The following is a 25377-nucleotide window of genomic DNA, read 5'->3' as shown; positions in this document are numbered from 1 at the left end:
ACAAACCAAATACAGCCGCCGTGTGAGGACGTTTCCTCATGCGGCGGCAGGGGAGGTGAGAAGTATTTGAATCAGAACTGGATCGTAGAAAATATCCTGAACGCCTTTGCGACCTGGAATGATAAGCTGGCAGAGCTTTGGTCGTTGGTCACGATGTCGCCGGACGCTTTCAAAGGCGGCGCGGTCTGGGCCGTGATGCAAAACATCCACGGCGGCCTGCTTGCCGTGGGCTATGGGCTGCTCATCCTGTTCTTTGCGATGTCGCTGTTTAAGAACACAGCCAACTTCCATGAGCTGAAGCGCCCCGAAGCGGCCATCGGCTACCTTGTGCGCTTTGTGGCGGCCAAGGCCGCGGTGACCTATGGCATGGAGATCATGCTCAAGCTGTTCGAGATTTGCAACGGCATTGTCTTGCAAGCCGCGACAGGGATGGGCGGAATTTCACAGGCGATGGTGAGCTTGCCAAGCGAGATCGAGACAGCTATCCGCAATGTTGGATTTTTGGCGAGCATTCCGCTCTGGCTTGTGACCATTTTGGGTAGTCTGCTGATTACGGTACTTTCGTTTGTCATGATTTTAACCGTATACGGGCGCTTTTTTTACATCTATATCTACACCGCGCTTGCCCCGATCCCGCTGGCATCTTTCGCAGGAGAAAGCACCCAAAATGTGGGCGTGTCCTTTCTAAAAAGCTATGTGGGCGTCTGCATGGAAGGCGCGGTGATCGTGCTGGCCTGCGTAATCTACTCCGGCTTTGTAACCGCCCCGAGCGTCACCACCGGCGAAGCCGCCAGCATGGTATGGAGCTATCTGGCCGAGGTGGCTTTCAATATGCTGGTGCTGGTGGGGCTTGTCAAAGGTTCTGACCGGGTGATCCATGAGATGATGGGGCTATAAGGACAAGGAGGGAACGACTATTCAAAACAAGATCAGCAAGGAAATTCGTACCTACCGGGAAGAACTCGTTTTGGGCCTGTCCCTGCGGCAGCTCATCTGTTCCGGTGTGGCAGTAGGCGCAGCAGTCGGCAGCTACTTTGCCCTGCGCGGTGCGCTGGGGCAGGAAACGGTCAGTTGGGTGTGCATTGCCTGTGCCGCGCCGGTCGCGGCTGCGGGCTTTTTTACCTATGACGGAATGACCTTTGAGCAATTCCTCTGCGCATGGTGGGAAACCGTATTTCTGCGGGCCGGACCGCGCGTCTGGAAAAGCGAAAACCAATACGAACAAAAAATGACAACACGCAAAGAGAAGAAGGGCGGCTGGCGAGCCGCCCTTTTCCATTTCAGAAAGCATCGGAAGGAGGAAATCAAGGGCCTTGAAATTGAGTGAATACGACAACTGCCGGCGCACTCGGGGCAGCCGCCGCCTGCCGCGCTCGGTGCAGCAGAGCATCCCCATTGACTGTATCTACCAGGACGGCGTGTGGCGTTCCGGTGATGTGTACAACAAGGCGTGGAGCGTATCGGATGTTAACTATGCAATGCTGTCCGACCAATCAAAGAAAGAAATTCAAACACTGTACGGCACTGTCTATGCGGGCCTGCCTGCAGATTGCTGGGCGCAATTTTGCGTTACGAGCCAGCGCATGGACGAGGCTGCATTTCGGCGCGATGTTCTGATGCAAGTGCGGGAAGATAACGGCGACATTTACCGCGCCGAATACAACGCGCTGCTCGAAAACCGGGTGCGCGATCTCGGAAACACCCGGCAGCAAAAGTTCCTGATCGTATCAACCAACAAGCCGAACATCCAGCAGGCGCGGGAACGGCTGCGCCATGTGCAGGGGCATCTTGTCAGTGCGCTGTCGGCGCTCGGCTGCACTGTGCGCGAGGTGGATAACAACGAACGGCTGCGGGTACTGCACGGCTTTTTCCGTGCAGGAGAGGAGCAGCAGTTTCGGTTTGATTGGGGGAAAAGCCGTCGCCTTGGGCACGACTTCAAGGATGCCATCTGCCCGGACAGCATGGTGTTCAGGACCGACCATATTGAGATCGACAGGCGGTATGCCAAGGTGCTGTCCCTCATGCAGTATCCGCAGCGGCTGGACGACAGCCTGATCCCGGCCCTCTTGCGGCAGGCCCCGCGGATGGCCCTTTCCATCCATGTGTTGCCCATCGAGCCGGAGGACGCGGCCCGTGAGATCGACAACGCGCGGATGCGGGTGGATGCGGACAAGGTACGGTTCAATCGCAAAAGTGTGGACAATCTCGATTTTACGAGCAGCGTCCCTTACCGCACCAGAGCGCAGGATGCGGTCGTAGCCGAGTGGCAGGACGGAGTTTCCAACCGCGACCAGCAGATGTTTTTGACCCTGCTCACGGTGGTGTGCTTCGCGGACAGTTTGGAGGAACTGACCCGTGAGGTGGACGCGATCAAGACGCAGGCGGTCAACCTCAACTGCCGGTTCATCGACCTGAAATACCAGCAGGAAAACGCCTTCAACACGACAATGCCCTACGGCCTGCGCCGCATTGAGAATATGCGCACGATGCTCACCGAGGACGTGGCAGCCCTCGTGCCGTTCCATACTCAGGAAGTGCTTGACCCGGGCGGCATCTATTACGGCGTCAATGCAATGTCCGGTAATCTCATTATCGGCTCCCGCGCGCTGCTGGTTAATGGCAACGGCATGGTGATTGCGACATCCGGCGGCGGCAAGAGCATGTTTGCCAAGGCCGAGATACTGGCGCGGTTCCTGCGCTTTCCGCTGGCGAGGTTCTATCTTGTTGACCCCGAGCGGGAATACTGCGCGGAGACCCGTGCGCTCGGCGGCGTGGTGGTGGATATTTCGGTGGACAGCCGTACCTACTTCAATCCGCTTGATTTCGTCTACGACCCGGTTTCCAAAATCCCGCCGCACACGGCAAAGGCTGAGTTTGTGCTTTCCCTTTGTGAACAGGTCATGGGCAAGGAGCATCTGTTGCCCGGCGATAAGAGCCTGATCGACCGCAGCCTAAAACGCATCTATCAGCCGTTTGTAAAGCGGCGGTATCAAGGGGTCTGCCCGACCTTGACCGACCTCTGGCGCGACCTCAACGCACAGGACAACGAACGCGCCAAAGAGATCGCGCTGGCGCTGGAGATTTTCGCAAACGGCAGCCTCAATATGTTCGCCCAGCCCACCAACGTGGATATGTCGAACCGGCTGATCTGCTTCAACATCCAGAGCCTTGGCGACCAGCTTAAGTCGGTGGCGATGTTGTCCATGTTGGAATTTATCAATACTCAGGTCATGCAGAACGACCGCAGCGACCCGGACGCGGCGACATGGGTCTATTTCGATGAAATCTACCTCTTACTGCGCAACGAACTCAGCGCCCATTTTCTCTATGTCTCGTGGAAACGCTTTCGCAAGTATAACGCCTACGCCACCGGCATCACCCAAAGCGTACAGGACTGTCTTTCCAATGATACAGCCTACGCCATGCTTGCCAACAGTGAGTTTGTGGTGCTGCTGCGGCAGACCAAGGACATCGACAGCGTGGCGGAATTGTACGGTCTGTCGGAGCCTCAGAAAAACTATCTGCTGCTGGCAAGGCCGGGGCAGGGCATCCTCAAGTTGGGCAATAGTTTGATTCCCTTTGAGAACGAGTACCCCAAAAACAAAACCTACCAGTTGCTCACGACAAAGCCCGGTGAGATGGAACAGTGAACACAAAACAACAATGCCCGGCGCAGTTTTGCGCCGGGCAAATATTTTTGAAGAGAGGACACCATGAAGCGTCTGATTTTTTCATCCGAGCAGCACCGCGCCTTTTACGAAAAGAATATGGCACGTGTGCGCGATGACAGCTACCATAAAGCCCTGTTTTATTTGCTGGGGGTCAGTGCGGACACGCGCCAGAGGGTCAACAGACTGTTTGATTTCGAGGAAGATTGCATCCGCCCCGAAGCCCTGAACGAGGGCTGGCAGACCAGCGGGAGCCGCAAGCTGTGTCTGCTGGCGTTCAATCTCTGGAACGGGTACATCGAACCGGGGTGTGAGCAGGAAGCTGCGCCTTATGACCTGTTTGCCTGCGGGTATGCGCCATATCTGCTGGAGGGCATCCGGCTGCGTTACCCGGAGTATTGCCGGGAGCAGACAAAAACAAAGGAATTGCCGCCTGAGCGGTGAGAAAGGAGAAGCAACATGAGAGTATTGATCGTAGAACCCGGCCAGTATCCGCGTGAGGCCGATATTGATGGCAGCTTGGACACGTTGCAGCACATTGTCGGCGGCCTGATCGAAACCTTGTATCCTTGGGAGGATCGCGCTGTCCTTATCTGCAATGATGAGGGCAAGCTGATGGGCCTGCCGCTCAACCGTTCCCTTGAGGACTACGACATCATCGCGGGGACCTTTTTTATCTGCGGCTTGGGCGATGAGGATTTTTGCAGCCTGACCGAGGCGCAGATGGAGCATTACAAAAGCAAATACCGGATGCCGGAGCTCTTTTTCAAAACGCCAGACGGGGTAAAAGGGAAACCGTGTTCCCCATCTGTCTATCGCCTCTTTATGGGGCAGCCTGAGCGGCAAAGGAGCGAGGCAGAGCATGAGCGATAAAGAGCAGATGGCGATCCTGCGGCTGCGCGAGGCGTCCGAAATGAGCCTGTCGCAATATAAGAAGCCGCTGCTGATCACGAGCAGCGGCGGCAAGGACAGCAGCGTTTGCGTGGAGCTTGCGCGGCGGGCGGGAATCCCTTTTGAGGTGCTGCATAACCACACGACCGCCGACGCCCCGGAAACCGTCTATTTTGTCCGGCGCGAATTTGCACGGCTTGATGCAATGGGGGTTCCCTGCAAGGTCGAGTATCCCCGCTATAAAGGGGAGCGCACCTCGATGTGGGCGCTGATCCCGCAGAAATTGATGCCGCCGACCCGCGTCGTGCGGTATTGCTGCTCCGTCCTGAAGGAGCGCGGCGGACAGGGGCGATTCCTTGCAACGGGCGTTCGCTGGTCAGAAAGCATCCGCCGCAGGGACAGCCGCGGCATTTTTGAAAAGAGCGCGACAGATCCCGCCAAACGGATCATTTTAAGCAGCGACAAGGACGACAAGCGCAGATTGTTTGAGCATTGTACCGCCCAGGCAACGCGGGTATGCAATCCCATCATCGACTGGGTTGACAGCGATGTGTGGGATTTTTTGCTGTCCGAAAAAATCCCGGTGAACCCGTTGTATGCGGAGGGCTTTTCGCGCGTGGGCTGTGTCGGCTGCCCGATGGCGGGCAAACGGCGTTATCGGGACTTTGCCCGGTGGCCCGCTTACGAGAAGCTGTATATCCGCGCCTTTGACAAGATGCTGGAAATCCGGCGGCAGCGTGGGAAACTCGGCGGAAGCTGGCGCAGCGACACAACGGGCGAAGATGTTTTTCATTGGTGGATGGAGGATGGCGTTCTGCCGGGGCAGCTATCTTTTGATGAATACCGCGCGCCTATACAGACGGAAAAGGAGGACGAATGGGAGGAAACAACGGCTTAAAGGAGGCAGTAAGCAGGGCTGCCCTGCGGGAAATGGCGCAAGTCTCTGCCAATCTGTCAGCGACTGTGCCGGAAAGTACATCAACCGATGCCCGGCCAGAACAGGAGGCTGCCGAGCGTGTAAAAAGCGGAGCAGTGGATACCGCACTTACAACAGGCGACCTTTCGCTTGGCGCGGCGCGGGCCGCTTATCTGCGCACAAAGACCATGCGGGAAAAGACTTTGGAGAGAAAGACCGCTGGGCCTACGGACGGTGGAACCCGCGAAAAAGAAAAACCGGCAGCATTGCGGGATAAGCCCCAGACCGGGCAAAGCATCCGCCTCTCAACCGAGGCGCAGCGCAAAGACAGAGTGCGTCGCCTGCTTTTCGCGCAAAAGGCGGTGGAAAGACAGGCTGAAAGAAAAAGCCTGCAAAACACAGCAGGAACAGCCATGTCCGCCCCGCCCTCGCGCCTTGCCCACTGGCAGCGGGAGGGAAAACGCCTGGCCTTCCAACAGGCTGCGATGTGGCGAGGGCAGTCTGGACAAAACAGAGCGGCCCGTGGCCGCGTATTGCCGCGTCCTGCCCTCCGGCCACACAGCTTTCAGACGATGCGCACCCGGATGCAGTCTGCGGTTGGACGGGTACTGAATCGGCTTGCGGCGGCGCTTGCCAAAACTGCCCGCGCGGCGGTGCGCACCCTTGCGGCATGGATCGGCGCGGGCGGCATTGCGTTGCTGCTTGTGATGGTGGCGGGCGCGGCAGCCGCGATCATCAGCTCCCCGATGGGCATCCTTTTCGCAGACGAGACCGGCGACCCCAACGCCATCCCCATTGCAAGCATTGTGCAGGAGACCAATACCGCTTTCGGGCAGGCGATCAACGAGATCGTGGCGGCGCACCCGGAATGTGACGAGGTGGACATCCAATATCACTACGAAACTGGCCGCACATGGCAAAGCTATTGGCCGGAGGTGCTGGCGGTGTTTGCGGTGCAGACCAACCTCGGTGAGGACGGCAATGTGGTTGTGATCGACGCGGCAAACGCACAGAAAATCAAGGATACTTTTTGGGCAATGCACACAATTACCGCCGAGGTCGAAACGATTGAGATCGAGCCGGAAACGGATGAGGATGAAGCCGGGGAAAGCGGCGAGACAGACGAAAGCGGGGACAGCGAAAATCCCGCCCCCGCTCCTCGGTATCGGTATATTCTGCATATTTCTGTCAGCGGCAAAACCGCCGATGAGATGGCCGGCCGCTGCCACTTTACCGCTGACCAGAGGGATATTCTGCACCAGCTCCTTTCGGATGAAATGCGCCCGATGCTGCTGGCCCTGTGCGGCGGTGTGCCGGGAGATATGCTGCCGGGCGGCGGTGCGGCCGCGGGTTCCCTGCAATGGCCGCTGCCGGGATACACCACGATTTCCTGCGGGTTCGGGGAGCCGGATGCGATCTCTGGCCAGCCTCACAAGGGCATTGACATCCCCGCGCCGGAGGGTACGCCCATCCTTGCCGCTCACAGCGGCACCGTGCTGATCTCCGGCTGGAACGACAGCTATGGCAATCAGGTGCTGCTCGACAGCGGCACAGGGATTTCCACCCGCTATACCCACATGATCCGGACTGCCGTGAGCGCGGGGGAAACGGTGACGACAGGGCAGGTAATCGGGTACGTTGGCAATACCGGGGATTCCACAGGAGATCATCTGCATTTTGAGGTGATTTTGGCGGGTGTATTTACAGATCCGCTGCGTTTTAATGACTTTTAGCCATGGGGTGCATCAACCGCAGTTTCGAGTCTTTGTTCCCACAAAGACTCGAAACTGGGTCAATCCCAAATTTTGTGTAAAGTCCATATTGGGTGAGAATAGGGCCTGTTTATATGGGGCGGCAGCAGGGATATCCGGCTGCCGCCTTATCAACAACATAACGCCGATGGGGGCGGATGTCAAGGGCGGCGAAGCCGTTCACTTTTGTGGGCCCTGCCCTGTACAGCAAGCCCCTTGACATCCAAAGCGGAAACCGGTATACTGTATGCGGGCCTGTTAAAACGTATTAATATTTTATTTACAGGCAGGACCCTGGAACTCAAAAAGGAGGCGATCCGGATGAAAAAGATCAAAATCGAAACCGACCGCGCGGCGGCGCCCGGCGGGTGGTATTCCCAGGCGTTCCGTGCAGGGGATTTGGTGTTTACCGCCGGCGTTACCGGCACCGACCCGCAGACGGGGCGTCTTGTGGGCCCTGGGGATATTGTGGCGCAGACCCACCAGATCATGAAAAACCTTTCTGCCATCCTTGAGCAGGCGGGCTCGGACCTGGAGCATGTGATCAAGACCCTGGTGTTTGTGGCGGATATTGACCAGTTTGCTCTTTTTAATGAAACCTACAAGGCCTACTTCCCCAAGGATCCCCCGGCCCGCAGCACCATGCAGGTTGGCAAGTTCAACGGTGGGATGGCGATCGAGATCGAGGCGGTTGCGGTGGTTAAGGACCAGGCGGCCGCGCGCCAGGCCTGAAAGGCGGCCTTTGCGGCCGGGCTGGAAACGCGGCGGCGCGCGGCGCGCCGCCTTAAAAAGCGGGCCCCTGGACGGCCTGCGCAGGGTAAGGGCATCCGCCTGCAAGGGCGCTGCCGGCCATAGGAAAGGGGCCCGGACCGCACGGATCGGGCCCTCTTTTTGCGCCCTGCGCCGGGGCGGGGCGCCGCCCGCCGCCTTTTAGTAAAAATGACAAATATTCTTGTGCAGTATTTCAATTCCGCGCCGCGGGAATTGACAACAGAAGATGAATAAACTACAATTAAAACGTATTAATTATAATATTAATCACGAACGACGTGATGAAAACCCGATCAAGAAAAGAAAGGTAATGGAGATGAACCAGACGATCCGGATCGATCCGCAGCGGCTGTGGACCAGGCTGAACACCATTGGAGGGATCGGCGCAGACCCCAAGGGAGGGGTGAGCCGGTTTGCATGGGAGCCGGCCTACAAGGAGGCCATGGAGCTTTTGCGCCGCTGGAGCGAAGAAGAAGGGCTTGCGTACCGGGTGGACACGGTGGGCAACCAGTTTGTGCGGCTGGAGGGGCAGGAACCCGGTGCGCCCGCCGTGCTCAGCGGTTCGCATTTTGACACGGTACCGCAGGGCGGCTATTTTGACGGCATGGCCGGGGTGATGGGGGCGCTGGAGGCGCTTTCGGCCATCAAGCGGTCCGGCCTTGTGCCCCGGCGGCCGCTGGAACTGGTGGCGTTTATCAACGAGGAGGCAAGCCAGTTTTTGGGCGGCACCTTTGGCAGCAAGGCAATGTGCGGCATGCTGCCAAAGGACTATGCCTACCAGCTGCGCCACCGGCAGACCGGGCAGCTGCTGAGCGACGCCATGCGGGAGTTTGGCATGGGCCTTGACCCGGACAACCTTGAGGGCAGCGTGATCGACCCTGCCCGGTATTATGCCTTTGTGGAACTGCATATTGAGCAGGGGCGCTATCTGCTGGAAAAGGGGCTGCCGATCTCGGTGGTCAGCTCGGTTGCCGGCATCAAGCAGTTTTACATCACCCTGCGCGGTGTTGCCGCCCACGCGGGCGGCATGGCCATGAAGGACCGGCACGACGCCATGGCGGCCGCGGCCGCGGTTGCTGCGGAGGTGGAACGGCTGGCGCTGGCCACCAGCCTGGATACCCGCGGTACGGTGGGATATATTGAGGCGCATCCCGGCGAACACAACATTATTGCCGACCGGTGCGTGGTGCCGGTGGATTTCCGGGAGGCCGACGATGGGAACTGGGCCCGGCTGTACACCGACCTGATGGCCTTTACCCAGGCCCAGTGCGAGCGGCGCGGGCTGGAATGGTCGGTGCACACCACCTGTGATCTTGCCCCCGCCCACTGCGCACCCGAACTGATGGCCCTGATGGACGACTCGGCCGGCCGCTGGGGCATCCCGCACGATCATATGGTCAGCTTCCCGGCCCACGATTCCATGAACCTCTCCCGCATCATGCCCATGGGGATGATCTTTTTGCGCAGCGCAAACGGCGGGGTAAGCCACTGCCCGGAAGAGTTTACCATGAAAGACGACCTCGCGGCCGGCACGCAGGTGCTCACCGACACCCTGTACCGGGCGGCCTGCGACGACCTGTTTGGAGAAGGAGGGGGCTCCGTGTGAAAAAGAACCTGGACCTTTTGTTTGCGCACGCCACCCTCATTACCATGCAGGGGGAGGGCACCGGCATTCTGGAGGACGGCGCGCTGGGCGTTTGCGGCAGCCGCATCGAGGTGGTGGGCCCCAGCCGGGAGGTGCTGGCGGCCTATACCGCCGACCGGCTGATCGAGGCGGAGGGCAAGGCCCTGATGCCCGGCCTGATCGATGCGCACATCCACACCGGCGACGGGCTGCTGCGGGGCGTTTCGCAGGACCTGGACAACTGGATGCAGCACGGCCTGTGGCCGTTTGAGCAGGAACTTCGCAAGGACCCTGACGCGGTGCGCAAGGGCTCGATGCTCAACATCCTGGAGGCGCTCAAGGCGGGCACCACTACCTTTTGCGACTTTGACACCCCCATGACCGAGATCGTGCAAAACCATATCCGGCTGGGCACCCGCGCGCGGGTGGCCGAACTCATCAGCGAACTGCCAAAAGAAAACCGCACCGCCCTGGGCGAACTGTACCAGTTTGACCCTGCCGAGGGCGACCGCAAGCTGCGGCGCAACCTGCGCCTGTGCGAGGAGTGGAACGGCGCGGCAAATGGGCGCATCACCTGTATGCTGGGCCCCCAGGGCGCGGACATGTGCAGCCGCGAACTGCTGGAGGAGGTGCGCGAGGCCGCCGCCCGGCTGGACACAGGCATCCACATGCATGTGGCGCAGGGAGACCGGGAGACCAACCAGATGCAGCTGCGGTACGGCAAGCGCACCATCCCCTTTTTGGACGAGATCGGCTACCTTACCCCCCGGCTGATGGCGGTGCACCTTACCGAGGCCACCGATGAGGAGACCCGCTATCTTGCCGGCAAGGGGGCGGGCATGGTCCTGTGCAGCGGCAGCATTGCCATCATCGACGGCATCGTGCCCCCGGCGGCCGCGTTTTTGCAGGCCAGCAGCCGTCTGGCCCTCGGCTCGGACCAGGCCCCCGGAAACAACTGCAGCAATATGTTCAACGAGATGAAATTTACCGCCATCCTCAACAAGTGCAAGGCGGGCAGCCCGGCGGTATTCCCGGCCTGGCGGGTGCTGCGCATGGCCACCATCGAGGCCGCCCGGGCCATTGGGCTGGGGCAGCAGATCGGCTCGCTGGAGCCGGGCAAAAAGGCCGACCTGCTGCTGATCGACCTTACCCAGCCCGGCCTTTCGCCGGTGATCCAGGCCCCGGTGCGCAACATCGTGCCCAACCTGGTGTATTCGGCCCGGGGCAGCGAGGTGGAGATGGTGCTGGTGGACGGCAAGGTACTGGTGGAGGATTTCCGGGTGCAGGGCATTGATGAAAAGCAGGTGGTGCGCGAGGCCCAGCTTGCCGCCGACCGGGTGGCGCAGCGGGCGGTACAGCCCTTTGCGGCCATCCCTGCAACGCCGCTGCGGGGCATGATGCAGCGCGGCGAACTGTAAAAAGGAGGCAGCAATATGAAGGCAGACCTGATCGTACAAAACGCCCGCATCGTTGCCCAGACAGGGGTGTTTGTGGGCTGGCTTGCAGTACAGGATGGGAGGATCGCCGCGCTGGGCGAGGGCCCGGCGCCCGGCCCGGCCAAAACCGTGCTGGACGGCACGGGCCAGGTGCTGCTGCCCGGCGCCATCGACACGCACCCCCACTTTTTTGACCCCGGGGCTGAATGGCGGGAGGACCTGCGCTGCGGCACCCAGGCGGCGGCCAGCGGCGGCTATACCACCATTTTGGATATGCCCAACACCTCCCCGCCGGTAAAGGATGAGGCGACCTGGCAGCTTAAGGCCGGGCGGGCGCAGCAGAATTCCCTGATCGATTTTGCCCTTTGGGGTTCGGCCATGCCCTCCAACCTGGATGAGCTGGGCCGGCTGGCCGAACTGGGGTGCGTGGGCTACAAGGCGTTTACCCTGGATGCCGGCCCGGATTTTGACTGGTCGGACGAGTACGGCCAGCTGCGGGAGATGCAGGCGGTGGCGGCGCTGGGCGGTATTTTTGGCGCGCACGCCGAAAACCCCGCCCTGGTAAACGGCTTTTCAGGGGCGCACGCCGGCGAGGAGTGGTCCCTGGCGGTACACGACGCCAGCCGGCCCTGGCAGGCCGAACTCACCGCCATCAATACCCTTTTGCTCTACGCCCGGCTTACCGGCTGCCGGCTGCATATCTGCCATCTCTCGATCCCGGAGGGGGCGGCGCTGATCGCGCAGGCCAAAAAACAGGGGGTGGATGTGACGGCCGAGACCTGTGCCCATTACCTGACCCTGAATTACGAGGATAACGCGGCGCTGGGCGCCTTTGCCAAGATCAACCCGCCTTTGCGCAGCCGCGCGCGGATGGAAAAGCTGTGGGAGTATGTGATGGACGGGGGGATCGACTATCTCGGCACCGACCACGCGCCCTATCTTGAGGAGGAAAAGCTGCCGCCGGAGGGCGGCCGGGCCGCGGCCTGCGGCGCGCCCGAGATCGACCTTGCCATCCCGCTGCTGTTTGAGGAGGGGGTGCTGGACCGGGGCATGGATCTGCAGCGGTTTGCCGCCTTTACCAGCACCAACGCGGCCCGCCGGTTTGGCCTGTATCCCCGCAAGGGGACGCTGGCCGTTGGCGCGGATGCGGATTTTATCCTGCTCGACCCCAACAGCCCCTGGACCTTCAGCCGCAAAAACAGCTTTTCCAAAAGCAAGGCGGCGCGCTTTGGCCACGAGGGCCGCACCCTGCGCTGCCGTGTAACGCTTACCTGCCTGCGGGGCGTGCCGGTTTATGCAAACGGCCGCATTTTACAGCAGCCGGGCTTTGGCCGGCTGGTGCGGCCCCAGGGAGGTGACCGGCCATGAGCAGCAAGGAACGGTACAAGCAGCAGGCGGCCGAATGGATCGCCGCCCGGCAAACCGAACTGGTGCAGCTGCTGCAGGCGCTGATCCAGGCCCGCGCGACTACCCGCCCGGGGATACCCGGGCCGCGGCGGGGGTCTGTTTGGACGCGCTCTCCCGCTGGGGCATCGAGGCCCGGGCGGTCTGCCCGCCTCCCGAGGTGCGCTCGTTCCATGCCGATGGGGTGGACAATGCCGCCATGCCCAGCGTGATCGGCACCCTGCGGGGCGGCGAGGGGCCCTGCCTGCTCCTGAACGCCCACATCGACACGGTGCCGGCGGGCGAACTTTCCCACTGGCGGCACGACCCCTTTGGCGGCCAGCTGGAGGACGGCTTTGTATATGGCCGCGGCGCGGGCGACGACAAGGGCTCGGTGGCGGCCCAGCTGATGGCGGCCTGCGCGCTCAAGGCCGTGGGCGTGCCCCTGGCCGGCACCCTGCAGGTAAACCCGGTGGCGGATGAGGAGGCCAGCAGCTTCCGGGGGGGCAAAATGGCTTTGCGCGGCGGGGCTGCTGCGGCCGGACATGGTCATTGTGGGTGAGCAGACCGCCAACCAGGTCTGCTGTGCCGAGCGGGCGATCGCAAACTTCAGGGTGACCATCCACGGCCGGGCCTGCCATGGCGCCATGCCCTGGCAGGGCAGCAACGCCACCGTGCACATGGCCCGGTTCATCGGCCTGGTCAACGACCTGCTCGCGCCCGAACTGGCCAAAACGGCGCACCCCTACCTGCCGCCCACCACCCTGTGCGCCACCCGCATCCGGGGCGGGCACAAGGTCAACATCATCCCCGAACTCTGCGAACTGGAACTGGACTGCCGCATGGTGCCCGGCATTGCCGAGGAGTTTGTAAAACAGCGCATGGAAGAACTGCTGGGCGCCCTCTCGCTGGGCGGCAGCCTTTTTGGGTGGGAGGTGGCCGTTACCTACTCCGAGGAAGGGCTTGCCACCAACACCAGCCCAGACGCGCCGCTCATCCGCAGCCTGCTGGCCGAGGCCGGCCAGGTCCAGCGTTCGGCGCCGGTTTTAAGCGGCTATAAGCAGGCCAGCGACGGCCGGGTGTTTGCGGGCTTGGGGGTGCCCATTGCCATCTTTGGCCCGGGCGACCCCGTGCTGGGCCACTCGCCCGAAGAACGGGTGCCGGTGCGGGAGCTGGTGGAAGCGGCGCAGATCCTTGCGCGTACCGCCATCGGGCTTCTGGTGCAGGAATAGCCTTTTTTCGGCCGCAGGGCAGATTTGGCCGCTGCAAGCACACAGCACGCTTTTGCGGCGCTTTGCAAGGCGCGGTAAAAGCGTGCTGTGTTTTTATATCGGAACATCCCAAAAGGCGGCAATGCCGGGGCCTGTCGGGGGCCGGGGCGGTCGCGGGTCAGGCGCTTCGGGGTGGCTTTGCGGGGGCCGGGCCGGTCGAGCCGCGCACCACCAGCTGCGGGTCGCTCGAAAGCTTGAGGATGCTGGAATCGCCCGTGCCGTTCAGCACCATGTCCACCGCCAGCTTGCACAGGGATTCGGTGCAGTAATCCACTGTGGTAAGGCCGGGCCGGGCCATGGCCGAGAGGTAGATGTTGTCAAACCCGCAGATCGAGAGGTCCCGCGGCAGCTGCAGGCCGGGGGTGGTAAGCGCGCAGGAGAGCGCGCCAAAGGCTACCAGGTCGTTGACCCCGATCACCCCGGTGACCCGGCCCTCCCGCAGCAGCCGGTCCATCAAAATATACCCGGCGTCCGCCTCGGTGCCGTCCGGCGGCATCTCGGGCGCCGTAAGCACCTGGAGCGCGTCCGGCGGCAGGCCGGCCTTTTCCACCGCGCTCTGGATCCCCTCCAGGCGCATCCGGCGTGTCATCGAGATCGAGGTGACCGGGCTCAGGATATAGGCCAGCCGCCTGTGCCCCAGTTCCAGCAGATGGTTTGCCAGCAGCTCCCCGCACCGGAAACCGTTCATGCTGATGGTATTAAGCGGAACATCGTCTGATTTTTCGCTTATCAGCACGATTGGGATGCTGTGCGAGATCTGTACCGCCCGCTTGAGCCAGTTGGGGGTAAACAGGTAGATGATCCCATCCACCTGCTTTTCAATGCACAGGTCAAGATAGGCCTTTTCACGCTCCGGGTTGCGGTAGGTGCAGCACAGCATCACGTTATAACTCAGGCCAACGGTGTATTTTTCAATGTATTTCATCAGCATGGGGTAAAAGGGATTGTCCATCGAGGGCAGGAACACCCCCAGCAGCCGGGATTGGCTGGTCTTGAGCCCCTTGGCAAACGAGTTGGGGATATACTGCAGTTCCCGGGCCGCCTCGATCACCCTGCGCCGGGTTTCGTCCGAGAGGGATACCCCCGGGGTATTGTTCATCACAAACGAAACGGTCGTTTGCGAAACCCCGGCAAGGCGGGCCACGTCCTTGGAAGTAGCTCTTTTCATGCGGCACCTCTTTTTCACTAATATTTATTAGTAATTATACGGCAAATACAGCTTCTTTTCAAGGGGTACTTTGGCTTTTTCCGTTCAATATTACCGAAAATACCCCGGATTATTTGGAGATATTATTGCTTGACAAGCCCTAATGCTCTCGTTTATAATTAAAACATCTACTAATTCGTATTAGTAATTTTTTAGACCAAAGGAGGAAACAACAGATGCGTCTGGACAACTACACCGCCCTGATCACGGGCGGAGCAAGCGGCATAGGGGAGGCGACCGTCCGGCTGTTTGCCGAGCGGGGCGCGCAGGTCATCATCGCGGACCTGGACGAGGCCCGCGGAAAGGCCCTGGAGACCGAACTGGCAGGCAAGGCGGAATTTTACAAGGTGGATGTGAGCAGCGCCGCCGAGGTTGAAGCCATGTTTGCCATGGTGGGGCAGAAATACGGCGTGCTGGACGTTTTGTACAACAACGCGGCCTACTCGCTGAGCAAAACCCTATGGGACACCACCGAGGAGGACTGGGACAAGGTCATGCGGGTCAACCTCAAGGGATACTTCCTCTGCGCCAAATACGCGCTGCCCCTGCTTAAAAAGAGCAGCCACGGCGCCATTGTGTGCACCGGCAGCGAACTGGGGGTGGTGGGCTGCGTGGAGAGCCTTGCCTACAACAGTTCCAAGGGCGGCATCATCCAGTTTGCCAAAAGCCTTGCGCTGGAGCTTGCGCCCTTTGGCATCCGGGTAAACGTGGTGTGCCCGGCCGGCACCGAGACGCCGGCCTTTGTAAAGGACATGTCCCGTTCGGGCAATTACGAGGGCGAGGTAAAGCGGCTGGTGGCCAGCTATCCCCTGCGGCGGCTGGGCCAACCCATCGACATCGCAAGGGCGGTGGCGTTTTTGGCAAGCGAGGAGGCGTCCTTTATCACCGGCACCCACCTGATGGTCGATGGCGGATACACCGCGCAGTAAAAACCGGAAGGCCGGCGGGCGTGTTTCGCCCGCGGGTGTCCGGACGCGGCGTCCGTTTATAAAACCCCGGAGGATCTTTTATCGCGGGCAGGCCGGCAGGGCCAGCCGGGCTGCCCGCAAAAAAGCTTTCGGACAATCATCGAGAAAAAGGAGTGAATCATTTTTATGGAAAACAAAAAGAGACCCCAAAAGCACAGGGCGAGCTCAAGCGGAAGCTTGGCCTGGGCGCGGCGCTGGCCGTGGCCGTGGGCACAACGGTAGGCTCCGGCATCTTCTCCTCCCTTGCTGAGGTAGCGGGGGCAGCGGGCTCGGCCACCATGCTGATCATCAGCTTTATTGTGGGCGGCCTAATCATGATCCCGCAGAACTTGCTGTATGCCGAGCTGTCCTCTGCGTATCCCGAGGACGGCGGCCAGTATACCTGGCTCAAGGAAGCCGGCTGGCGGCCGATCGCTTTCCTCAACGGCTGGCTTGCCTTCTGGTCCACCGACCCGTCCACCTGCTCAGTGATGAGCCTGGCCATTGCCAACTACCTGGCCTTTTTTATCCCCGGGCTTGCGGGGCTGGGGGTGCGGATCGTGGCCATTGTCATCATCCTGGCCTTTACCGCGCTGCATTACCGCTCGGTCGAGGCAGGCGCGCGGTTTACCACCTTTATCACCAGCCTCAAGATGCTGCCCTTCTTTATCCTGGTGGGGGTGGGCCTCTTCTTTATGAAGGGTGAACTGCTTGCCGCGCCCGCCATGCCCGGCGCGGCCACCGGCATCGTGGCGCTGCTGGCCGGCGTGTCCGCAACCACCTGGTCGTACGATGGCGCCGTGGGCGCCTGCTACATGGCCGGCGAGGTAAAGGACCCGCACAAGACCATGCCCCGGGTCATGATCCTCTGCATCGGCATTGTGATCCTGCTGTACGCGGGCCTGTCCACCATTGCCGCCGGCATGATCCCGCTGGAGGAGCTGGCCGCCTCGGACGCCCCCATCGCGCTGGCCTTTTCCAAGATTCCCATGATCGGCACGGCGGCCGGCATTGTCACCGCGCTGCTGGGCATCCTGGTCATCACCGGTTCCATGTCCAGCGCCACCATGTACCAGCCGCGCCTGGAGTACGCCATGGCCCGCGATGGGCTGTGGTACAAGCGGTTTGAAGAGGTACACCCCCAATACAATACCCCTTCCTTCGCGCTGCTGGCCCAGGCCGCCTACGCCATCCTGCTGGTCTGCGTATCCAGCATCACCGACCTGCTGGGCTACTTTACCTTTATTTGCCTGGTCAAGAACATGCTGGTTTTCTGCACCATGTTCGTCCACCGCAAAAAGCCGGACTACAACCCCGGCTGGCGCTGCCCGGCTTGGCAGCTGATGACCGTGATCGCCATCTTTGCCAACGGCATCCTGTTGGTATCCACCTTCCTGTGGACCCCCGGCGCCTCCATCGTGGCCAGCGTGGTCGCCCTGGCCACCGGCCTGCCCGCCTACTATTTCTTTGAAAAGCGCAACAAGGCTGCCAAGGCCTGACGGCGCGCGGCCCGTTTTTCAAACCCCTCGGGAGCCTGTAAAAGGGATGCCGCGGGAGTGTCCAAATTAAGGATTTTATGATGCAATAAAAAAATGAGGAAGATAAAAGTTGAGGCAGGAAAACCTGCCCGAAATGCGGAAAAGCGGAAAACCAAAAGAAAATAGGGTACAACGCATCGGGGATGCAACGCTGCATATGTAAGGAGTGCGGCACACGATAATCGAGTAGGAGGCGCGCATAAGCCCGCCGGCCTCTCACACCACCGTGCGTACCGACCGGTACACGGCGGTTCAACCGCATAAATGCAGTTTACGAATAAGCTCGTAGTGGGCCGGGAAATCAAAGTACCCAGCTTGCGCGAGCTTTTCGTTTGTAATGGAGCACTTGAGCACCTGGCTTCCGGGTCAATCCCAAATTTTGTGTAAAGTCCATATTGGGTGGGAATAGGGCCTGGAACTGTTATGCCGATTGCTTGAGGTCTCCCGCAGCGGGTACTACGAGTGGCTGGGCCGCAAGCCATCCTTGCGCAGGCAGCAGGATCAGGCGCTCAAACGCCGGCTGCTGAGCCTGCATCAGCGCTATCCGGCACTGGGGCTGGACAGCCTGTATCACCTGATTCGTTCGGAACTTGCCTGCTCGCGCAAACGCATCCACCGTCTGATGAATGAACTGAACATCTCATCAGCGCGCAAGCGCGCCTACAAAGCCACCACAAACTCCCGACACGCCCATCCCATCGCTCCGAATCTGCTCGCGCGCCAGTTTTCTTTTGACGCTCCCAACAAGGCCTGGGTCGGCGATATTACTTATATCCCTACCGATGAGGGCTGGCTCTACTGCGCCATTGTAAAAGACCTTTGCACAAAGCAGATCATCGGCTATGCCTTCTCCGAGCGCATCGACACGAATCTCACTCTCGCCGCTCTCAACGCGGCCGTCCGCAGACGCCAGCCCGATCCTGGCCTCATCTTCCACTCTGACCGCGGCGTCCAATATGCCGCCTGCGCTTACCGACTGCGTCTCTCTGAACTCGGTATCCGGCAAAGTATGTCCCGCAAGGGCGACCCTTATGACAACGCCGTTGCCGAGAACTTCTTCAGCTGTCTCAAATGCGAGTGCGTCCATCTGCGCCATTTCGCTTCAAGGGCACATGCTATGGCGGACGTCTTTGCTTATATCGAGACTTTTTACAACCCGGTGCGTCCGCATTCCGCTATTGGCTGGCGTCCTCCGGACGCCTTTGCGCGTGCTTTATCTGAGCATCCCGCCGCCTGAGTGAGCGACAACGAGATATTCTGCGGTTCATTCTGTTTTTCCGTCAATTTTACTGTCCACTAAACTGGGAAGGGCGCACGAAGAAGCAGACCCGCGCCGGAGCGCACTGTATAAAGTAAAACCCAAAAAACTGAATACTCATGGACTGTGCTATGGAGCCGCCTGAACGGTGAAGTCTTCCTAATGCCGCATGAACATTCGCTTCTCTTTGAGAGGCTTATGTTTCATCGGTAATTGGAAACGATCACCGTCATGCGGCTCCTTTTTCATCTTTCCGGCCTTTCCGTAGCCAGCGGAAAGGACAGAGAAATGAAAACACCCAAGGAGTTCGACTATGACCTGTGGATCGCGGAGGATGGCCGGTACATGGTACGGGTCAAGGCCACACGGGAAGAATGCGCCGTCAGCCAAGCGGTATTCCGCAAGCTGCGGGCGGAGGAAAAGAAGCTGCGGCGGGAGATGGATATGCACAAATCGCCAAGGCCCTGTATAGAGGATTCTCCCGCCAAAGTAAGGCTGGTTTCCCTCGACTATGTGAGCGCCAGTGACGATGACTTGACCGCCGCATGGCTGATAGACCCCTCTGATTTTGAGCAAGACCTGCTTTTGAGAGAAAGTATCCACGAATTGCGGGCGCAGCTCACCGAGCGGCAGCTTGAGGTATTCGAGAGGTGTATGCTCGGTGGGATGAGTACATATACGCTTGCAAAGGAAAAGCAGGTGGACCACAAAGCCATCTGGAAGTCTCTTGACCAGATCAGAAAGAAATTTCAAAAAATTTTGGAGAGAGGGTCCCTAAACGCAAATTAAATGTCCGTTGTAAAGTGAGAGGCATGAAAAACGGCCCCTCAACCGGGTCCCTTGACAACTGAATACCCATTCATCAGGTACATCAATTCCGATGTGCGAACGCACAAGCCACCGCAGCAGGATACGCCAGGACGCCCTACCGGGCCGAGCGAGGAATATCCGCTGCAAGCGTCGGGCTGCACCCGGCGCGGCGATGACCGTCGGAAAGACAATGGTACTCCCGCCCAGCCACAGACACAAGCAATGGGGGCGGCTCTGTCAGAACGACAGCTGGGGTGAAACTCCCGTGGAGCGGCCAGCAAGCCGCCGCCTGATGACTTCCCAACCTTCGGGGTGTCGAGGACAAATGGAAGGGTACATACCGAACCTAAAACAGCGGTCGGCAGGCTGTATCTCTCTGCTGCGGTTGAGATGCGGCTCGGGGCTGACCGCTTGCAATACAAGAAAGATCAGGTGATTTCATGAAGGACGAACGCGCCTTTCGGCGGGGTGAGATCTATTTGGCGGACCTCGGCACGAGGTTTGGCTCGGAGCAGGGCGGCATACGGCCTGTGCTAATTTTGCAAAACAATCTGGGCAACATCTACTGCCCGACCCTGATCGTGGCACCATTGACCACACAGACGGGCAAAAAGCCCAATCAGCCGACCCACTACAAGCTTGCGGGGGACGGCAAGGCCATCCGCCCCTCGACCGTACTGCTGGAGCAGATCACGACCATCGACAAGCGGCGGGTAGCCAAACGGCTTTCCCGTCTGGGCTCCAGCGAGATGGACAGGATGAAAGAACACATTTTGATGAGCCTCGGCATCCATATCCCGGAGGAAGTTGAGGCCCCCTGAACGAGGAGGACAAACCATGAATTACAGGGCAGGGAAGTATAACAGTTCCGGCTATCTGGACATGACGGCTTACTTGGCGCTGCGCCAGGTTCAGCGAGAGGAAAGGGCCGCCAAAAAGGTGCACACCCGCAAAACGCCGGTGGGCGTATGGCTGGCAAGCACCGAGAGGGTGGGCGTCGGTTCAGATGTAAAGGCGGTACGAAAACAATGATCGGAAATGATGTGGCGCACAACACACCAAGTGCCGTACAGCAGCGGTGTTATACGGTGGACGACCTGCGGGTGATCCTGAACGTGAGCAGATCTACCGTGTACCAGTTGCTGAAACGGAACGAGTTTCGCTGGTTCCAGATCGGGGGAGGGAAATACAGAATCTCCAAAAAGAGTTTTGATGATTGGCTGGACTGTCAAAGCTAAAATCGACAGCCTTAACAATGTGATGCCACCCTGTTAGAATTTTGAGCAACACAAAAACAGGAGGTGGCATCATTGGACATTCATACTCTCATACGGAGCGAGAAAGACTCGATCTCCATCCCTGAGCTGAGAAAAATGCTGGGGATTGGAAAAACGGAATCCTATTGGTTGATTCAGAACCGAGGGATAAAAACCTTTCAGCTAAGGGGTTGTATGCGGGTTCGGAACAAAGATTTCTGGGACTGGTATGACAACCAAACAAAGCACCGGCTCTTGCAGGGGCCGCCCCCAGGACGCGCGCTGCAGGAGACCTCCTACTCGGTTCGGGAATTGACCCAACTGCTTGCGGTTTCCCGCGACACCATTTATGCGCTGATGAAGAAAGACGTGTTTGACACGTTTCAAGCGGACAACCACACGCGCATAACAAAGAATAGCTTTGAACGATGGTACAAACAGCAGGTGCGCTTTAGGACGGCCGCTGACCGTGAAAAAGAAGCGGACGCGTTAAAGGCAAGTTACTCCATGCCGGAAATGGCGCACCTGCTTGGAATCCAGCGAGATACGGTCTATAGGATTCTCGCAAAAAAAGACAGCACCTTTGAGATGGTTGTGATTGCCGGGCAAAAGAGGGTAACAGCCAGCAGCTTTGAAGCGTGGTATCAATCACAGAGTCATTATCAGAAGGTCGTGGCAGTACAGGAACCCGTGCCCTTGGAGGAAGAACCCGCGGCAGATGAACCCACGGCGGGTCTCTCAGACGCGGAGAACGAAACAGCGGCAGAACATGTGCAAGCAAAAAGTGTCTATCGGGTGTGCGATCTGCAAAGGGCGCTCGGAATCAGCCGGAAAGCAGTCTATCGCAAGATTCAGGCGAGAGAGATCAAAACCATGCTGGTCGGCAAGGAATACCTAATAAGCCCTGCCGAATTTGAAAGAATAACAGGGGGTGATAAAGATGGCAACCATCATTCGCAAGAATAAAAAGTATTGTGTGGTTTACAGCTACCGTGACGAAGCCGGCAAGCGTAAACAAAAATGGGAAACCTTTAAGAGTATGTCCGAGGCGAAAGCCCGCCAAAGAGAGGTAGAGTACAAGGAATTGTCGGGAACCCTCATTATCCCCAAGTGCATCACCTTGGCCGAGCTTCTCGATGAATATGTGAACCTTTACGGCAAGACGAAGTGGGCGCTTTCGACCTATGAGGCCAACACCTCGCTCATCCGAAACTATATAGTACCCCAAATTGGGGACACCAAACTGACCAACATCACCACTCAGTTTATTGAGCGATACTATAAGCTGCTGCTGAAAACCGAAGCGGTGCCCAATGGTGCAAGGCGCTCGAAAAGCAAGTACCTCACACCTCATACGGTCAAGGAGATCCACGAGCTCCTACGGTGTTGCTTTAATCAGGCCATCAAGTGGGAAATCATGGCGAAAAACCCGGCGGCCAATGCGATGATCCCCCATGTGGAACACGCACAGCGTGAAATCTGGACGGCTGAAACGCTGTTCAAAGCACTGGAACTATGCGACGATCCTCGTCTTGCGCTTGCCCTGAACCTGTCCTTTTGCTGCTCGCTGCGGATGGGGGAAATGCTGGGTCTGACATGGGACTGCATTGACATTACCGAGGAGAATATGGATCAAGGCACTGCATCGGTGTATGTCAATAAGGAACTGCAAAGGGTAAATCGAAAAGCTCTGGACGAACTCGAAGAAAAGGATGTGCTTGTAAAATTCCCGACAGTATCCTCTATGACCTCCACAATCCTTGTTTTGAAAACGCCCAAAACCACCAGCAGCGTGAGGAAGGTCTATATGCCGAGTGCGGTAGCCAGGATGCTTGTCGAGTGGAAACAGGCACAGGATGAGAAGATCGAGCTGCTGGGCGCGGAGTACCAGAATTACGATCTGGTGTTCGCCGGGTCGCTGGGGATGCCTACCGAGGCATCGACCATCAACGATGCGCTCCATCGGCTCATCAAGGAGCATGACCTGCCACCTATTGTGTTTCACAGCCTGCGGCATTCCAGCATTACCTACAAGCTCAAGCTGAATGGCGGCGATATTAAGGCTGTGCAGGGCGATTCAGGCCATTCACAGGCAAAGATGGTAACGGATACCTACTCCCATATTCTGGACGATGGGCGAAAAAACAATGCGCTGCTGTTCCAAGAGGCGTTTTACGAGGCCAAAACGGAACCGAAAGAAAAAACGCCGGAGGGCTTATCTCCAGAGACTTTGAGCAAAATGCTGGCAAACCCGGAAGTGATGGCGCTGCTGACCGCGCTTGCAAAGCAGATGGGGTAGAGATCGGGCGAAAAAGTGCATGGATCGACCGCAGATACTCATTCGCACTGGACGGGCAATGATACTGTTCCCATCTGTTAGATACTGAACCGTATTGATGCGGCTGAATGCGCTGTTAGAAAACAAGGCCGATTTGTTAGAAGAAATCAAAGCCTTATCTAACGCGGTTAGAAGAAAAACCCCTCGGGATCACAAGGATCACAAGGGGTTTTGTGGTGCGCCCGACTGGATTCGAACCAGCGGCCTTCCGGGTCGGAGCCGAACGCTCTATCCAACTGAGCTACGGACGCATATTCAATTTTCGCCGATATAAGGCAAAATATTGACAAACGGAAAGGGGTGAAACGGAATGGAATTCTTCTAACGACCACGATGGTCAAGGGGTTACGGTGTAGCCGAGCGATGCCAAAAGGGAAATGATACCTTTCGGGAAATTTGGGGGAATGGTAACGGTATACCGTACAGGTCGGAGCCGAACGCTCTATCCAAGCTGAGCTACAGACGCACATTCATATAGTGCCCTCCCTTACAAGGAGGGCACTATTTATCATATCATAAGAATTCAATTTTGCAAGCGTTTGAAACGTTTTTTGTGCGTCGTCGGGGGAATTCTTATGCTGCGGGCCGCACAAAGCGTTCCAGCGCTTTGGCGATAGCCATAGTCAGTACGGCGTTTGCGGCCATTTCCACGACGCCGCCCAGCAGTGTGGAAGACCAGATTGCAAGCCCGAACGCGTTTTCTACGATACCATGGCAGAACAGGTAGATCATTCCCACAAACAGCGCTGTGTTTACAAATGAGGAGCCGCCGCCAGCCAGCAGATACAGCCAGGCGGGCTGCTTTTGGCGGCCTTTCATCACATTGTGCATCAGCCCGGCAAAAAGTCCGACGCAGACGCGCGGCACAATACAGACAAACGCAGTAAACAGACCGCTATAACTCAAGATCAACTGCCCCAGAGCCTCCGTAGGGGCTTTGATAAAACTCGTTACACCAAAGGTAAGACCGAGAATCAGGCCGGCCGGCGTCCCCATCAAAACGCCGCCGATTGCGACAGGAAGTACCATGATGGTGAAGGACAACACTCCGGCGGGAATATAGCCCAACGGTGTGGCGGCCAGAACGATGGTAATAGCCATCAGAAGCGCGATGCGGACAAGATACGTGGTTTTTGTGCTTTTCATATTGTACTCCTTTACTGCTGTTCCGCCTAAAGCGGATACAGCGTAAGCTAATTTATGTACACGCCCCTATATAATGTAATATAAAGAAGCGGAACACCAAAATCATGTAAGATGTATTCTATTTTGTGTTTTTCTGGTAGAGCCTATACAGACCGTCCAGAACAAGGTTCTCACGATAATAGATCTTATGGAGGCAATGCGGCAGGATTACGGGAGCAAGCTCTCCGCTGGCAACGCAGGTGGGCGTACCGCCCAAAGCTTGGGCAAAGCGGTTAATCATGCCGTCCAGCATGGAAGCTGTGCCAAAAATCGCGCCAGCCTGCATACTGGCGGAACTATTCGTGCCCAGAACCCCGCAAGCGGGAGCGGACAAATCAATCTGCGGTAGTTGTGCGGTACGTGCGCACAATGCTTCAACGCCAATCTTTACACCCGGCAGAATGGCCCCGCCCCGCAGTGCGCCCCGGTTGTCCAGAGCCGTGATGGAAACGGCGGTGTCCATAGAGATAATAACGCAAGGAGGCGGATAGTCGGCCAGAACTGCAATGGCGCTGCACACCAGTTCGCTGCCAAGTTGGGAGGGATCATCTGTCCGGATGGAAAGCCCGGTTTTGAGGCCCGGCCCTGCGACATAGATGCGTCCCGTATAAAGGTGGTTCAGCGCCTTGCGGATACAGGCCAGCATAGAGGGCACAACGCAGGAAAGAATGACGCCGGAGATATCCTCCGGCTGCGCACCATAGAGAGACAAGACGGACCCAAACTGCACAGCATATTCGTCTGCGCTTTTTAACAGATTGGTATGCATACTGGAACAAAAACACTGCTTGTCATCCTGGTAAGCACCCAGCAGAATATTGGAATTGCTCACATTGACTGTCAGGATCATACAAAGACGCCCTCCCGGAAAAGCTCTTTTTCTTTCCCTATATATAGTAATATAAAGAAAGCCGGTGCGCAAGCGGAAAATGCATGCAAAATAGAAGACAGATATAGTAGCGAAAAGGACGAAGGACACTATATCTATCATGAGTAAAAAAGACGTAAAAAAACTTTCCCAAAAGTGTTGACAAGAAGCCGCTGCTATGATAATATAACTAAGCTGTCCCGAGGGGACAGAGCGGACCTGAGAGAAGAGAAGAAGCCGAAAGAAAGGTCAGAAAGAA

Annotated in this window: 23 protein-coding genes, 1 tRNA gene and 1 pseudogene; 21 read left to right on the top strand and 4 right to left on the bottom strand. The window is 58.3% G+C overall.

What is annotated here, in order from left to right; all coding sequences use genetic code 11:
- The first annotated feature begins 66 nt into the window (after positions 1–66).
- From TQ39_RS15090 to TQ39_RS22005, 12 genes and pseudogenes are all read left to right on the top strand, one after another.
- Complete coding sequence (locus tag TQ39_RS15090) at positions 67–897, top strand: VirB6/TrbL-like conjugal transfer protein, CD1112 family (protein WP_050006140.1); 831 nt, start codon at positions 67–69, stop codon at positions 895–897.
- 19 nt (positions 898–916) lie between these two features.
- The gene (locus TQ39_RS15085) at positions 917–1327 is read left to right on the top strand and encodes a PrgI family protein (protein ID WP_050006139.1); all 411 of its coding nucleotides are present in this window, start codon (positions 917–919) and stop codon (positions 1325–1327) included.
- Positions 1314–3650 (top strand): VirB4-like conjugal transfer ATPase, CD1110 family, encoded by a 2337-nt coding sequence (locus TQ39_RS15080; RefSeq protein WP_050006138.1) that lies wholly within the window; start codon positions 1314–1316, stop codon positions 3648–3650. Before TQ39_RS15085 ends, TQ39_RS15080 begins: the two co-directional genes overlap by 14 nt.
- Before the next feature lie 63 nt (positions 3651–3713).
- A complete protein-coding gene (locus TQ39_RS15075) occupies positions 3714–4112 on the top strand; it encodes a DUF6075 family protein (protein WP_050006137.1) in 399 nt (132 codons plus the stop codon).
- A 15-nt stretch (positions 4113–4127) separates the two neighbouring features.
- A complete protein-coding gene (locus TQ39_RS15070; RefSeq protein ID WP_050006136.1) occupies positions 4128–4541 on the top strand; it encodes a DUF3846 domain-containing protein in 414 nt (137 codons plus the stop codon).
- A complete protein-coding gene (locus TQ39_RS15065; protein WP_069955757.1) occupies positions 4531–5457 on the top strand; it encodes a phosphoadenosine phosphosulfate reductase family protein in 927 nt (308 codons plus the stop codon). Before TQ39_RS15070 ends, TQ39_RS15065 begins: the two co-directional genes overlap by 11 nt.
- Positions 5436–7208 carry a M23 family metallopeptidase gene (locus tag TQ39_RS20455; RefSeq protein ID WP_050006135.1) on the top strand — a complete coding sequence of 591 codons (1773 nt, stop codon included), beginning with the start codon at positions 5436–5438 and terminating at the stop codon, positions 7206–7208. The genes TQ39_RS15065 and TQ39_RS20455 overlap by 22 nt, the downstream gene beginning before the upstream one ends.
- A gap of 339 nt (positions 7209–7547) precedes the next feature.
- Positions 7548–7958, top strand: coding sequence for a RidA family protein (locus tag TQ39_RS15055; protein ID WP_050006134.1), 411 nt, complete (start codon positions 7548–7550; stop codon positions 7956–7958).
- Between the two features lie 355 nt (positions 7959–8313).
- Positions 8314–9603 (top strand): Zn-dependent hydrolase, encoded by a 1290-nt coding sequence (locus tag TQ39_RS15050; RefSeq protein ID WP_050006161.1) that lies wholly within the window; start codon positions 8314–8316, stop codon positions 9601–9603.
- Positions 9600–11039 carry an amidohydrolase family protein gene (locus tag TQ39_RS15045; protein WP_207641406.1) on the top strand — a complete coding sequence of 480 codons (1440 nt, stop codon included), beginning with the start codon at positions 9600–9602 and terminating at the stop codon, positions 11037–11039. Before TQ39_RS15050 ends, TQ39_RS15045 begins: the two co-directional genes overlap by 4 nt.
- 15 nt (positions 11040–11054) lie before the next feature.
- Positions 11055–12425: an allantoinase AllB gene (allB, locus tag TQ39_RS15040; protein ID WP_050006133.1), complete on the top strand. Its 1371-nt coding sequence runs from the start codon at positions 11055–11057 to the stop codon at positions 12423–12425.
- Positions 12352–13672, top strand: a pseudogene (locus TQ39_RS22005) (M20 family metallopeptidase). Before allB ends, TQ39_RS22005 begins: the two are co-directional and overlap by 74 nt.
- 157 nt (positions 13673–13829) lie before the next feature.
- On the opposite strand, the gene TQ39_RS15025 reads toward TQ39_RS22005, so the two are convergent.
- Positions 13830–14879: a LacI family DNA-binding transcriptional regulator gene (locus TQ39_RS15025; RefSeq protein WP_050006130.1), complete on the bottom strand. Its 1050-nt coding sequence runs from the start codon at positions 14877–14879 to the stop codon at positions 13830–13832.
- A 215-nt stretch (positions 14880–15094) separates the two neighbouring features.
- Here TQ39_RS15025 and TQ39_RS15020 point away from each other — a divergent pair, with 215 nt between their 5' ends.
- The 9 genes from TQ39_RS15020 to TQ39_RS14980 all read left to right on the top strand — a co-directional run bounded on the left by TQ39_RS15020 (position 15095) and on the right by TQ39_RS14980 (position 23026).
- Positions 15095–15847 carry an SDR family NAD(P)-dependent oxidoreductase gene (locus TQ39_RS15020; protein WP_050006129.1) on the top strand — a complete coding sequence of 251 codons (753 nt, stop codon included), beginning with the start codon at positions 15095–15097 and terminating at the stop codon, positions 15845–15847.
- Positions 15848–15999: 152 nt separating this feature from the next.
- A complete protein-coding gene (locus TQ39_RS15015; protein WP_050006128.1) occupies positions 16000–17364 on the top strand; it encodes an amino acid permease in 1365 nt (454 codons plus the stop codon).
- A 469-nt stretch (positions 17365–17833) separates the two neighbouring features.
- Positions 17834–18640, top strand: a complete 807-nt coding sequence (locus TQ39_RS15010) for an IS3 family transposase (protein WP_167541541.1) — start codon at positions 17834–17836, stop codon at positions 18638–18640.
- Between the two features lie 309 nt (positions 18641–18949).
- Entirely contained in the window at positions 18950–19450 is a 501-nt protein-coding gene (locus tag TQ39_RS15005; RefSeq protein WP_050006126.1) for a hypothetical protein, read from the top strand.
- 461 nt (positions 19451–19911) lie between these two features.
- Positions 19912–20292, top strand: coding sequence for a type II toxin-antitoxin system PemK/MazF family toxin (locus TQ39_RS15000; protein ID WP_050006125.1), 381 nt, complete (start codon positions 19912–19914; stop codon positions 20290–20292).
- A 16-nt stretch (positions 20293–20308) separates the two neighbouring features.
- Positions 20309–20503, top strand: coding sequence for a hypothetical protein (locus TQ39_RS14995; protein ID WP_050006124.1), 195 nt, complete (start codon positions 20309–20311; stop codon positions 20501–20503).
- Positions 20500–20709, top strand: coding sequence for a helix-turn-helix domain-containing protein (locus TQ39_RS14990; RefSeq protein WP_050006123.1), 210 nt, complete (start codon positions 20500–20502; stop codon positions 20707–20709). The genes TQ39_RS14995 and TQ39_RS14990 overlap by 4 nt, the downstream gene beginning before the upstream one ends.
- Positions 20710–20781: 72 nt before the next feature.
- The gene (locus tag TQ39_RS14985; RefSeq protein WP_050006122.1) at positions 20782–21693 is read left to right on the top strand and encodes a helix-turn-helix domain-containing protein; all 912 of its coding nucleotides are present in this window, start codon (positions 20782–20784) and stop codon (positions 21691–21693) included.
- A complete protein-coding gene (locus tag TQ39_RS14980) occupies positions 21668–23026 on the top strand; it encodes a tyrosine-type recombinase/integrase (RefSeq protein WP_050006121.1) in 1359 nt (452 codons plus the stop codon). Before TQ39_RS14985 ends, TQ39_RS14980 begins: the two co-directional genes overlap by 26 nt.
- A 213-nt stretch (positions 23027–23239) precedes the next feature.
- On the opposite strand, the gene TQ39_RS14975 is transcribed toward TQ39_RS14980, so the two are convergent.
- The 3 genes from TQ39_RS14975 to TQ39_RS14965 form a co-directional block, all read right to left on the bottom strand.
- Positions 23240–23316, bottom strand: a tRNA-Arg gene (locus TQ39_RS14975).
- A 322-nt stretch (positions 23317–23638) separates the two neighbouring features.
- Positions 23639–24211, bottom strand: coding sequence for an ECF transporter S component (locus tag TQ39_RS14970; protein WP_009324137.1), 573 nt, complete (start codon positions 24209–24211; stop codon positions 23639–23641).
- 118 nt (positions 24212–24329) lie between these two features.
- A complete protein-coding gene (locus TQ39_RS14965; RefSeq protein ID WP_050006120.1) occupies positions 24330–25100 on the bottom strand; it encodes a type III pantothenate kinase in 771 nt (256 codons plus the stop codon).
- Positions 25101–25377 lie beyond the last annotated feature (277 nt).

Origin of the sequence: Ruthenibacterium lactatiformans (assembly GCF_000949455.1) — a bacterium.
Lineage (GTDB): Bacteria > Bacillota > Clostridia > Oscillospirales > Ruminococcaceae > Ruthenibacterium > Ruthenibacterium lactatiformans.
The sequence above is the reverse complement of the archived record's forward strand: the minus strand, read 5'-3'. Positions and strand labels throughout refer to the sequence as shown.